Origin of the sequence: Chitinophaga sp. CF118 (genome assembly GCF_900112615.1) — a bacterium.
Lineage (GTDB): Bacteria > Bacteroidota > Bacteroidia > Chitinophagales > Chitinophagaceae > Chitinophaga.
Genome location: NZ_FOMK01000001.1, coordinates 814,726 through 826,822 on the forward strand (window position 1 = coordinate 814,726; position 12,097 = coordinate 826,822).

11 protein-coding genes are annotated in these 12,097 nt (G+C 44.3%); 2 read left to right on the forward strand and 9 right to left on the reverse strand.

The genetic code is table 11. From position 1 onward, the window contains the following. Nucleotides 1–35: 35 nt before the first annotated feature. Nucleotides 36–1,049: a LacI family DNA-binding transcriptional regulator gene (locus tag BM176_RS03125; protein WP_090099444.1), complete on the forward strand. Its 1,014-nt coding sequence runs from the start codon at nucleotides 36–38 to the stop codon at nucleotides 1,047–1,049. A gap of 80 nt (nucleotides 1,050–1,129) precedes the next feature. Then, nucleotides 1,130–2,197 carry a phosphotransferase enzyme family protein gene (locus BM176_RS03130; RefSeq protein WP_090099446.1) on the forward strand — a complete coding sequence of 356 codons (1,068 nt, stop codon included), beginning with the start codon at nucleotides 1,130–1,132 and terminating at the stop codon, nucleotides 2,195–2,197. Nucleotides 2,198–2,300: 103 nt separating this feature from the next. Here BM176_RS03130 and BM176_RS03135 read toward each other — a convergent pair whose 3' ends face one another. The 9 genes from BM176_RS03135 to nuoF are packed head-to-tail and all read right to left on the reverse strand — an operon-like array spanning nucleotide 2,301 to nucleotide 12,091. Further along, entirely contained in the window at nucleotides 2,301–3,674 is a 1,374-nt protein-coding gene (locus tag BM176_RS03135) for an NADH-quinone oxidoreductase subunit N (RefSeq protein ID WP_090099448.1), read from the reverse strand. 23 nt (nucleotides 3,675–3,697) lie between these two features. Further along, complete coding sequence (locus BM176_RS03140; protein ID WP_090099450.1) at nucleotides 3,698–5,134, reverse strand: complex I subunit 4 family protein; 1,437 nt, start codon at nucleotides 5,132–5,134, stop codon at nucleotides 3,698–3,700. A gap of 24 nt (nucleotides 5,135–5,158) precedes the next feature. Further along, entirely contained in the window at nucleotides 5,159–7,060 is a 1,902-nt protein-coding gene (nuoL, locus tag BM176_RS03145) for an NADH-quinone oxidoreductase subunit L (RefSeq protein WP_090099452.1), read from the reverse strand. 60 nt (nucleotides 7,061–7,120) lie between these two features. Then, entirely contained in the window at nucleotides 7,121–7,438 is a 318-nt protein-coding gene (nuoK, locus tag BM176_RS03150) for an NADH-quinone oxidoreductase subunit NuoK (RefSeq protein ID WP_089779627.1), read from the reverse strand. Between the two features lie 32 nt (nucleotides 7,439–7,470). After that, nucleotides 7,471–7,968 carry an NADH-quinone oxidoreductase subunit J family protein gene (locus tag BM176_RS03155; protein WP_090101584.1) on the reverse strand — a complete coding sequence of 166 codons (498 nt, stop codon included), beginning with the start codon at nucleotides 7,966–7,968 and terminating at the stop codon, nucleotides 7,471–7,473. Nucleotides 7,969–8,005: 37 nt separating this feature from the next. Continuing rightward, entirely contained in the window at nucleotides 8,006–8,515 is a 510-nt protein-coding gene (gene nuoI / locus BM176_RS03160) for an NADH-quinone oxidoreductase subunit NuoI (protein WP_090099454.1), read from the reverse strand. A gap of 25 nt (nucleotides 8,516–8,540) precedes the next feature. Next, entirely contained in the window at nucleotides 8,541–9,578 is a 1,038-nt protein-coding gene (gene nuoH, locus BM176_RS03165; protein WP_177230278.1) for an NADH-quinone oxidoreductase subunit NuoH, read from the reverse strand. A 25-nt stretch (nucleotides 9,579–9,603) separates the two neighbouring features. Then, nucleotides 9,604–10,692 carry an NADH-quinone oxidoreductase subunit G gene (locus BM176_RS03170; protein ID WP_090099455.1) on the reverse strand — a complete coding sequence of 363 codons (1,089 nt, stop codon included), beginning with the start codon at nucleotides 10,690–10,692 and terminating at the stop codon, nucleotides 9,604–9,606. Nucleotides 10,693–10,726: 34 nt separating this feature from the next. Further along, a complete protein-coding gene (gene nuoF / locus BM176_RS03175) occupies nucleotides 10,727–12,091 on the reverse strand; it encodes an NADH-quinone oxidoreductase subunit NuoF (protein ID WP_090099457.1) in 1,365 nt (454 codons plus the stop codon). Between the last annotated feature and the right edge of the window lie 6 nt (nucleotides 12,092–12,097).

Genomic DNA, 12,097 nt, shown 5'->3' on the forward strand with positions numbered 1-12,097 from the left:
CTTTTTTTCCGCTACTTTTATTCCATAAATGGCCGATGGCGAATCCTCCTACCATAAAAGAGATTGCAAAAAGGCTGAATCTGGCTAAATCAACAGTTTCAAGAGCGCTGCACAACCACCCCAGTATTGGGCTCCGGACCCGCATGCAGGTGCAGGAACTGGCCAAAGCATTACATTACGAACCTAACCAGACGGCCATCTTCTTCCAGCAAAAAAAAACCTTTACCATCGGAATTGTATTGCCAGAGCTGTCTGAAGCCTTTTTTTCTGCTGCCATCAGCGGCATTGAGGATACGGCCAATAAAAGTAATTATATGGTACTCCTGGGGCAATCGCACGATGATGAGGCGCGGGAAAAGAAGATTGTGGAGATTATGAAAAATCACCGGGTGGACGGGTTACTGGTATCTATTGCTAAGAATACAGCGGATTATGCACACTTTGAAATGCTCGGGAAATATGATATCCCGGTGGTTTTCTTTGACAGGATTCCCAACCTGGAAAAAATCCATTATGTAGCCTGTAATATGCAGTCAGGTACCTTGCAGGCAGTATCATTACTGCTGGAAAAAGGTCACCGGGTGATAGGTATGATCAATGGGCCCGAAAAGCTGATTGCCAGTCAGCAGCGAACTACCGGCTATCAGCAGGCTATGCAGAAACGCCGGCTGAAGTTCGATGCCAGCCTGATAATAACTTCGGACCTTACCAAAGAAGGTACCCGTGCGGCTATGAAGCAATTACTCTCCCATAAAAGAAAGGTTACCGCTATAGTGGCTTTTAATGATTATGTATCACAGGATGCTGTACAATATGCACTGGAGCAGCAGCTGGAAATCAATAAGGATATTACATTCGTGAGTTATGCTAACCTTCCTCTCAGCAGTTATATGGCCTATCCTCCTATCGCATCTGTGGAGCAATATCCCTACCAGCAGGGACAAAAAGCTACCGAAATACTACTTGAATTACTATCCGGGAAAAGCGTTTCCCCTACTTTTCACACCGTTACACTCGACTCCCGTCTTGTACTGGCTCCCGGCAAATAAATTTTGCGCAACCGTTTGCGCACGCACTCTATTGATCTAATTCATAAGTTTGGGATATCAGCAATCTTTCAATCAACAACATGCAGGCTACGATATTGGCAGCTTATGGATTAGTGGCAGATGAATGTAATATTCAACCTTTTGGTAGTGGCCTCATTAATACCACCTGGAAAGTAACATGTGGAAACCGGGCGTACATCCTGCAAAGGATTAATCACCAGGTATTTAAGAATCCGGCATTGATAGCACAGAATATCAAACATATAGGAGAACACCTGAACCTCCATCATCCTGAGTACTTCTTTGTGGAACCGGTACAAACGCTGGATAATAAAGGGTTGGTCATTACAGAAAACGGTGAGTATTTCCGGTTACAACCCTTTGTTCCGGATTCTGTAAGTTATGATGTGGTAATGAATGTGGAACTCGCTTTTGAAGCTGCCAGACAGTTTGGACAATTTACCCGGCTGCTGTCAGGACTGGACATTGCTGCTATCCAGATGACTTTACCTGATTTTCATAATCTCACCCTGCGTTATGAACAGTTCGAGAAGGCAGTTAAAAATGGTAATCCTTCAAGGATCAAAGAATCGGCAGGTATGATCGCAGCCATCCAGAGGTACAGTTTTATCACAACTACCTTCGAAAAAATCAGGCTGGATCCCGATTTTAAGATACGGGTGATGCATCATGATACCAAGATCAATAACGTGTTGTTCAATAAAAGCGGTAATGGGCTTTGTGTGATTGACCTGGATACAGTTATGCCAGGTTATTTTATCAGTGATTTTGGAGATATGATGCGTACATATCTGTCGCCGGCCAATGAAGAAGAAGCTGATTTCAGCAAGATAACAGCAAGAGAAGAATATTTTAAAGCAATAGTAGATGGATACCTGGGCGAATTGAAAAATGAACTTAGTCATACAGAGATCCGGCATATGATCTATGCTGGCCAGTTTATGGTGTATATGCAATGTATCCGTTTCTTAACAGACTACCTGAATGATGATGCCTACTATGGCGCGAAATATGAAAAACATAACCTGGTAAGAGCAGGAAATCAGCTCACGTTATTGGATAGAATTACAGAAAAAGAAGGAGAATTTTTTCAAGCGGTCGCCATGCACGGCAACTCTGTTGCATGATAATCTTACAGCGACCGTGTCGTTTGAAAAGCAGCACCACCACCAAAGAACAATACCGGCCATGTGGCCGGTATTGTCGTTTTTATAATGCAATAATTTTAGATCAGATCAGTTGAAGTAACAGTCCGGGGAAAACACCCAGAATAATTACGATAGCAGCAGTCAGAACCAGCAGGAATTTGAAACCACCGGTAATTTCCGCTGTCTGCGGTTCGCCCTGTTTGAAATACATGGCAATAATCACCCTGAAATAGTAGTACACGCTGATTGCCGCGCAAAGCACTGCAACTATTACCAGCCAGAGGAGATTACCCTGCTGTACAGCGGCTGCCAGTACAAAGTACTTAGCAAAGAAACCTGCCGTGAGCGGAATACCTGCCAGTGAAAAGAGGAATATAGTAGTAGTAACAGCCAGCAGCGGTTGTGTGCGTGCCAGGCCATTAAAACCATCAAAAGTGTAATCTTTTAATTTGATCAGCACTGCAAATATGCCGATGGTAGCAACACTGTAGGCAGCGGCATACAGGATGATCCCTTTGGTAGCCAGATCGTTCAGTGCAATAACAGCCAGCAGCATAAAGCCTGCCTGCGCAATACTGGAATAAGCCAGCATACGCTTTACACTCTGCTGGAATACTGCTGTAAAGTTACCGATGATGAGGGTAACTGCAGTAATAACAGATAAAAGCAACTGCCAGTGCTCACTGATTACACCACCTGCAAAAGCAATATGGAAAATGCGGATAAAAGCGATGAAACCACCAGCTTTTACTACAGTCGCCATGAAAGAGGTGAACACGGTAGGTGAACCATCATACACATCTGGTGTCCAGAAATGAAAGGGAGCGGCAGAAACTTTGAAAGATAATGCAAAGGCCAGCAGGATAATACCGCAGAGTGCCAGTGGACTAACTTCACCTTCTCCCAAACCTAATTCGTTAATATTAAATGTACCAGTAGCTCCGTAGATGAGCGTGATACCCATCAGCAGGATACCGGTAGAGAAAGAACCCATCAGGAAATACTTCAGGGAAGCTTCATTACTCTTTGGATTCTTTTTATCGCTGCCCGCCAGGATATACTGCGGAATAGAAATGATTTCTATTGCCAGGAAAAGCATTAATAAACTGCTGAAAGAAGATGCCAGCGTGATACCAGACAAGATAAAAAAGACCAGCGCAAAATAGTCGGAAACATGTTCTCCTACTTTTTCAAACGCGCTACCAGACAACAGGAAGAATAACAACGTAGCACCAAAAGCTACTGCGTTGAATAATATGCTGAAATTACTGATAGTGATCATACCATATACGGTGCGGCTGCCTGCTGCGATGGTAGATAATTCTGCCAGGTTAGCGCCGAACGTAATGAGCAACGCCGCTATGGCAATAAATTTAATGTGCTGCTTATTGCGAACAAATAAACCCGCAAACATCATTACAACACCCGATAAAGCAGTAAATATTAATGCATTCATATTCCTGTGTTACGAAAACCTTTTTAATAAACCTTATTAACCAATTCCGTAGTGCTGCTTACCAGATCCAGCATTGGTTTAGGATACACTCCCAATGCAATAATGATCACTACTATAATACTTAATACCAGCATTTCATTTCCTTTCAGATCTGTAGTAGTTGCGGTAAGCTGGTTACTTTCACCAAAGATCACTTTCTGCACCATGTTGAGTGTGTATACTGCTGCAAGGATAACACCCAGTCCGGCTACTGCCATAAACCAGGGATTAAACTGGAACAAACCACTGAACATAAGGAACTCACCGATAAATCCATTGGTAAGCGGTAAGCCGATATTTGCAAGACTGATAATTACCAGGAAGATGGCCATACGGGGCGCATATTGTGCTATACCTCCCAGATCGTTCAGGTTCTTCACCTTCAAACGGTCCTGGATGATCTCTACAATGATCCACAATCCGATAATGTTGATACCGTGATTGAATAACTGGATCAGCACACCCTGCAGGCTCTGTTCGTTATTAGCAAAAATAGCAGCGCTCATTAAACCGATATGCGCGATAGAAGAATAAGCAATCAGGCGTTTAAAATCAGATTGAACGATGGCAATGCAGGAAGCATAAACAATACCGATAATAGACAGTACAATCGCTGCATCAGACCACATATCAGCGCCTTTCGGTAATACAGGCAGTAACCAGCGCATTACACCAAACAGTCCCATCTTCACCATGATACCGGAAAGTACCATTGTAACAGGAGTGGGTGATTGTTCGTATGTATCCGGCTGCCAGGTATGGAAAGGGAATACTGGCATCTTGATCGCGAAGGCGGCAAAGAAAAGCCAGAATAACCATGATTGTGCATGTGCATCAATACTACCTGCTGTAAAGCTGGCATAACTGAATGACTTATCTGGTGATTGCAGGTAGATGTAAATTATTCCTACCAGCATCAACAGAGAACCTGCGAAGGTGTATACAAAGAACTTGAAAGTAACAGGAATACGTTTCTCACCGCCCCAGAGAGAGCAGAGGAAATATACCGGGATCAGTGCCAGTTCCCAGAAAACGTAGAACAGCATTGCATCATAAGCGGTAAAAACACCTGTAAGCCCTGCCTGTGAAAGCAACATAAGGCCATAGAAGCAATTGGAACGCTCATAATTCCGGTTATAAATAACTATAAAGATCAGCAGGAAAGAAATGGCTGTGAGTAAACAAAGCATCATTCCCATTCCATCCAGACCTACGCTGAAATTAGCACCCAGTTGCGGGATCCAGCTGGCGGTAAGCTGCAGGCTTTCCGGAGCTGTCCGAAACTGGAACAAGGCACCCACTGTTACTGCCAGCGAAGCTACAGATGCTATCAAACCCAGCGTTTTAGGGCCCGACCCCTTCAGACCAAATGTGACCAGGCCCGCTACCAGAGGAATTAATATGAGTAATACTGTCAACATAATTTATCGTACGCTTAGTTCCTTTTATTTCAATAAAAACCCGATCACAAATAAAATAACCATTCCTATCACCATGGCAAAGATGTAGAACCCAACCTGGCCATTCTGTAATAAACGTGCCTGTTGGCTACCCCAGGAAACACTACGGCCCACCCCATTGATCAACCTGTCTATTCCCGATTTTTCTATTGCATCTTCAAAGAAACGGCTTAGTCCTATCAGAGGTTTTACAATGATCGCATCATATAATTCATCTACATACCATTTGTTTTCCAGCACTTTAGCGAAACCGGTACGTTGTACACCAGTATCCTGATAATTGCGGAACAAGCTACGCGCAATGAAAATAGTAATGATCACCAGAACGGAACTCAATCCCATCAGTATCCATTCAGTATTGTGCTCCAGGTGATGCACTTCTGCAAATGGTACAGAAGGTGCGAATACAGGAGCGAGATATTCTGCAAGTAAGTTTTTAGCACCGAATACTTCAGGTAATCCTATGTAACCACCAAATACAGATAAGGTAGCCAGTACAATCAGCGGGAAGGTCATTGCTGCAGGACTTTCATGCAGGTGATGTTCCTGTTCATGTGTGCCACGGAATTTACCCTGGAAAGTCATGTAATATAAACGGAACATATAGAAGGCTGTCATCAGCGCGGTGATCAGTCCAATCACATACATGATCTTATTCACCTCAAATGTGCTGGACAGAATTTCATCTTTGGAGAAGAACCCTGATAAACCAGGAATACCGGAAATAGCCAGGCAACCGATCAGGAAAGTAATGTTGGTAACTGGCATGAACTTTTTCAGGCCACCCATTTTACGGATATCCTGTTCCCCACCCATTGCATGAATCACAGAACCGGAACCCAGGAACAATAATGCTTTGAAGAATGCATGTGTCATTACGTGAAACACAGCTGTAGTGTAAGCGCCTACGCCAAGTGCCAGGAACATATACCCCAGCTGACTTACTGTAGAATAAGCCAGCACTTTTTTGATATCATCCTGTTTTAATGCAATAGAAGCTGCCAGTACTGCTGTAGCCAGACCAACCACTGCTACGATAGTCTGTATGCAGGGAGCCAGTGTATAAAGAATGTTGCTGCGGGCTATCATGTAGATACCTGCTGTTACCATCGTAGCAGCATGGATCAGTGCAGATACGGGAGTAGGACCCGCCATTGCATCTGGTAACCATGTATATAAAGGAAGCTGTGCTGATTTACCCATTGCACCTACAAAGAGCAGGATAGCGATAATAGGAATCACAGCGCTGTGTGCACCGAGTGCAGCAGCTTTTTCAAATACTTCAGGGAAAGTAACACTACCGAAGTTTACGATCATCATGAAAATACCCAGCAGGAAGCCAAGGTCACCGATACGGTTCATGATAAAAGCCTTCTTGGCGGCATTGTTGTAATTGGTGTTTTTATACCAGAAACCGATGAGGAGGTAAGAACATAATCCTACACCTTCCCAGCCGATGAACATCATTACATAGTTAGCACCGAGTACTAATATAAGCATGGAGAAAATGAACAGGTTGAGGTATGCAAAGTAACGTGCAAACCCTTCGCTGGTTTCATCATGCATGTAAGAAGTAGAGTAAATATGGATCAGCGTACCAACGCCGGTAATAATCAGGAGGAACAAAGCACTCAGTTGGTCTACCTGGAATGCAAATGGAATTTGCAGGCTACCCGCTGAGATAAAATCGAACAGGCTTACAACCTGTGCCTGGAATCCTGGCTGCTTCACTTCCAGGAATATCAGCAGGCTAATAACAAAAGCTGCCAGTACAGCCCCGCTTCCAACAATACCTGCCAGCGATTTGGAGAGGTATCTTCTTCCCAATCCATTCACCAGGAATCCTAATAATGGTAAAAATGGTACCAGCCAAACGAGATTAATCATTTATACAATCTGATTTACGACGATTACAAGTTACAGTTACAATTAGCCCTCACATTGCTGCTAATTCTTCAATCTGTTCATTATATTTATATCCACTGAATGGGAGTTCCTGTACACCATCACGATAATGGCCAGTCCTACAGCTACTTCAGCAGCAGCCACCACCATAATAAAGAATACAAAGATCTGTGCAGAACCCGCATCCACACGGCCAGCATCTGCCCACATTTTAGAGAAGGCAACCATCAGCAGGTTCACAGCATTCAGCATCAGCTCCACACACATGAATATAATGATGGCATTCCTGCGCATCAGCACACCCATAACACCTATACAGAACAGTGCAATGCTTAAGAAAATGTAATATTGAACAGGCATCTTATTTTGATTGTAAATTTCTGATGATAGAATTAGTCCTCTTTCTTTCCTATTACTACAGCACCTACCATGGCACTCAGGAACAGGATGCTACTCACTTCAAAAGGAACAACATACTGACTGAATAATGTTTTACCAAGATTGGCGATTAACCCAATATCTGTAGATTCCGGCTTCAGGGAAGGAACACTGGCTTCACGTAATGCAGCCAGCAGAACCACCAGCAATGCACCGCCGCTGATAGCACCGGCATATTTCAACCAGCTACGTTTCTGCGGTTCTATTTCTGCATTCAGGTTCATAAGCATGATCACAAAGAGGAACAGTACCATGATAGCACCTGCGTATACAATAATATGTACCACTGCCAGGAACTGTGCATTCAGCATAATGTAATGCCCGGCTATGGTAAAGAAGGTTACTATAAGACAAAGAACGCTGGTAACGGGATTCTTACTCAATACTACCCCAAGGGCAGATACAAGCGAGATGACAGAAAGTACCCCGAAAATTATTTGTTGTAAACTCATTCCCATTGCTATAATTGACTAATGTGTTTTCTTTCTTTTATGCTTTCTTCTTTTCACCAGGCATAGGGATCAACAGATCTTCCTTACCATAAATGAAGCTTTCACGGTTGTAGTTAGAAGGTGCAAATGTTTCTGTAAGATAAATAGCGTCTTTAGGACAAGCCTCTTCACAAAAACCACAGAAGATGCAACGCAGCATATTGATTTCATAACGGGCTGCATATTTCTCTTCACGGTACAGATGTTCTTCACCTGGTTTTCTTTCAGCTCCTTCCATCGTGATGGCTTCTGCCGGGCAGGATACGGCGCACAAACCGCAGGCAGTACAATTCTCACGTCCTTCCGCATCCCGGTTTAATACATGCAAACCACGGAAAACCGGGCTAAACTTACGTTTCTGTTCCGGATAACTTATGGTTTCTTTCTTTTGGAAGATATGCTTAAACGTGATCACCATCCCTTTGGCAATAGCCGGCAGATAGAGCTTTTCTGTGAAAGTCATCGGCCTGCGGTCTACCGGTTTTGCCCTGTTCGTTAATGCTTGCATATAATGCTTTTTAAAAAGTCTTTAATCAATGTGACTGCTGCCATAAAATGACTGCTCCTGTGATCAGCATATTCACCAGTGCCAGCGGGATCATAATGTTCCAGCCCAAACGCATCAGCTGATCGTAACGGAATCTTGGAATAGTCCAGCGTACCCACATAAAGAAGAACAGGAAGCAGATGATCTTTATAAAGAACACTACAGTACCCAATATGGTTACTATATTCTGATCCAGTCCCATCTTATCCATGTAAGGGAAAGCATACCCGCCGAAGTATAAACTAGCCATCAGCGCTGAGCTGATAAACATGTTGATATACTCTGCAAACAGGTAAAATCCAAGTTTCATGGAAGAATATTCCAGATGATAACCACCATTCAGTTCACTTTCCGCTTCCGGTAAGTCGAATGGGGAACGGTTACATTCTGCAAAAGAACATACTAAGAAAATAAGGAAGCCCAGTGGCTGAGCAACAACATTCCAGTAAGTATGACGCTGCTGTTCAACGATCTCTTTGATACTCAGTGTACCAGTCATCATCAGTAACGCGATCAGCGACAACCCCATAGCCAGTTCGTAGGAAATGATCTGGGAAGCTGCACGTACAGATGCCAGCAAAGAATATTTATTATTGGAAGCCCATCCACCCAGCATAATACCATATACACCAAGGCTCACAACGCCAAAGATGTACAGGATACCGATATTGATGTCTGCTATCTGTAATGAAAAGCTATGTCCGGCAATGGTGAGGGTATCTCCCCAAGGAATTACAGCACTGGTCATACACGCTATCATCATTGCCAGGGAAGGACCCAGTATGAACAGAAAGCGGTTAGAGTTTGTAGGGATGATCTCTTCTTTAAAGAACAGTTTACCACCATCTGCCAGCGGCTGGAACAAACCCATAAACCCGGCTCTGTTGGGACCTCTTCTGTCCTGGATAATAGCAGCTACTTTTCTTTCGCCCCAGGTAGAATACATGGCTACTACCAGTGATACTACCAGGACTCCTGATATCAGCAGGACCTTTTCCAGAATAAACACCCAATCTATTGTCATCTATTATGCTTTTAAAATATGCTCGTTAATTTTTAAAATCATCAGAGTGTGCAGGCCCTTCTATCCTGGAAAGGTCTATCTCCGGACGGTTCACCTGACTGATGTTATGAATGTTCATCATCAGCTTAGGCTGGCGACCATCCAGAACTTCCGGTAATGCATCTTTAGGTTTGTGTACACCTACGTACTGACCCTGAGAGATTACACTGTGGCGGTCAACTTTACGTGGACCTTCCACAATCCAGTCTTTCGTCTCTTTTTTATCAAACCGGCAGGTATCGCAGATAAACGCTTCCACTTCACCGTATTTGTCTTTACGGGCAGTTACACGGAACACTTCATCTCCACGTAACCAGAGTACAGTTTTACCACAGCATTTTGGATTTTCGCAATCACGGTGAGCATCTACCGGTTTCAGGAACCATACGCGGTTTTTGAAACGGAAAGTTTTATCGGTCAGCGCACCTACAGGACAAACATCAATCACGTTACCGATAAATTCATTATCGAGTGATTTATGAATGTAAGTGCTGATCTCAGATGCTTCTCCACGGCCAAGAATACCATGCTGACGGGTTTCGGTCAGTTGATCTGCGGTGAACACACAACGGTAGCAGAGGATGCAGCGCGTCATGTGTAGTTGTATTTTATCGCCGATATCTATCTTTTCGAACTCACGGCGTTTAAATTCATAGCGGGTACCATCTGCACCATGTTCATAACCCAGATCCTGCAGGTGACATTCTCCCGCCTGATCGCACACAGGGCAATCCAGAGGATGATTGAGCAGCAGGAATTCCACCACACCTTTACGTGCTTCCAACACTTCGGGAGAGGTGATGTTGGCTACTTCCATACCATCCATTACAGTAGTACGGCAGCTGGCCACCAGTTTAGGCATAGGGCGCGGATCTGCTTCAGATCCCTTACTTACTTTTACCAGGCAGGTACGGCATTTACCACCGCTACCCTGCAGCTTGGAATAGTAACACATTGCAGGCGGCACGATATCTCCTCCTATCTGGCGGGCAGCATTCAGAATAGTAGTGCCCGGCTCCACTTCCACAGGGATACCATCAATCTTAACCTTAAAAAGTTTCTTTTCTTCAGCCATTTTGCTTCGCTTAAACTTTTATTACTATCGATTCTTATACTGCAGCAGGAGCAGCAATTTCCAGCGGATCAGCATAATGTGCCAGTCCGAAGTTGCGCACCTGGCTTTCTTCCGGATTCAGCACATGCCATTCAAATTCATCGCGGAAATGGCGGATAGCAGCAGCTACCGGCCAGGCAGCAGCATCACCCAGCGGGCAGATGGTGTTACCTTCTATTTTGCGCTGAATATCCCACAGCAGATCTATATCGCTCATTTTACCTTTACCCTTCTCAATATTCTTGAGCACTCTTTCCATCCAGCCGGTACCTTCACGGCAAGGGCTGCATTGTCCGCAGCTTTCATGATGGTAGAAGCGGGCAAAAGTGAGGGTATTTTTTACAATACACTGGTCTTCATCCAGTACAATGAATCCACCGGAACCTAACATCGTACCGGTAGCAAAGCCTCCGTCGGACAAGCTTTCGTAAGTCATCATACGAGGTTCACCCTTTGCTGTTTTCAGCAGCAGGTTAGCCGGCAGGATGGGAACGGAAGAACCACCAGGGATACAGGCTTTCAGGCGTTTGCCATTAGCAATACCACCACAATATTCCTCAGAATAAATAAACTCCTCTACTGAGATGTTCATTTCTATCTCATAAACCCCCGGCTTGTTGATATTACCACAGGCAGAGATCAGTTTGGTACCGGTAGATTTACCAATACCATATTTAGCGTATTCCTCACCACCAATGCGCAGGATAGGCACTACGGTAGCTAGTGTTTCCACATTATTTACCACAGTTGGGCAGTCCCACAAACCTTTTACAGCCGGGAATGGCGGTTTGATACGGGGATTACCGCGTTTACCTTCCAGTGATTCTATCAGTGCGGTTTCTTCACCGCAGATATAAGCACCCGCACCACGCTGTACATATATTTCAAGATCGAAGCCGGAACCCTGGATATTTTTACCCAGCCAGCCATTCTTTTTAGCATCAGCAATAGCTTCTTCAAGGATATCAGGAATCCAGGCATATTCACCACGGATATAGATATAGCAGCTATTGGCACCCAGTGTGTAACTGGAGATGAGCAATCCTTCTATCAGAAGGTGCGGCAGGAACTCCATCAGGTAACGGTCTTTGAACGTACCGGGTTCAGATTCATCCGCATTGCACACCAGGTAGCGGGGAACGCCTTCTGGTTTAGCGATGAAACTCCATTTAAGGCCGGTAGGGAAACCAGCACCACCACGACCTCTCAGGCCGCTCTTCTTCACCTCTTCCAGCACCAGTTCCGGTGTCATACTCTTTAGTGCTTTTTCAGCAGAATCGTAACCACCGTTGGCCCGGTATACATCGTAGTACCGGATATTTTCTATATGAGCCTTGTCAAAAAGTAATTTGCGTCCCATCGTTAT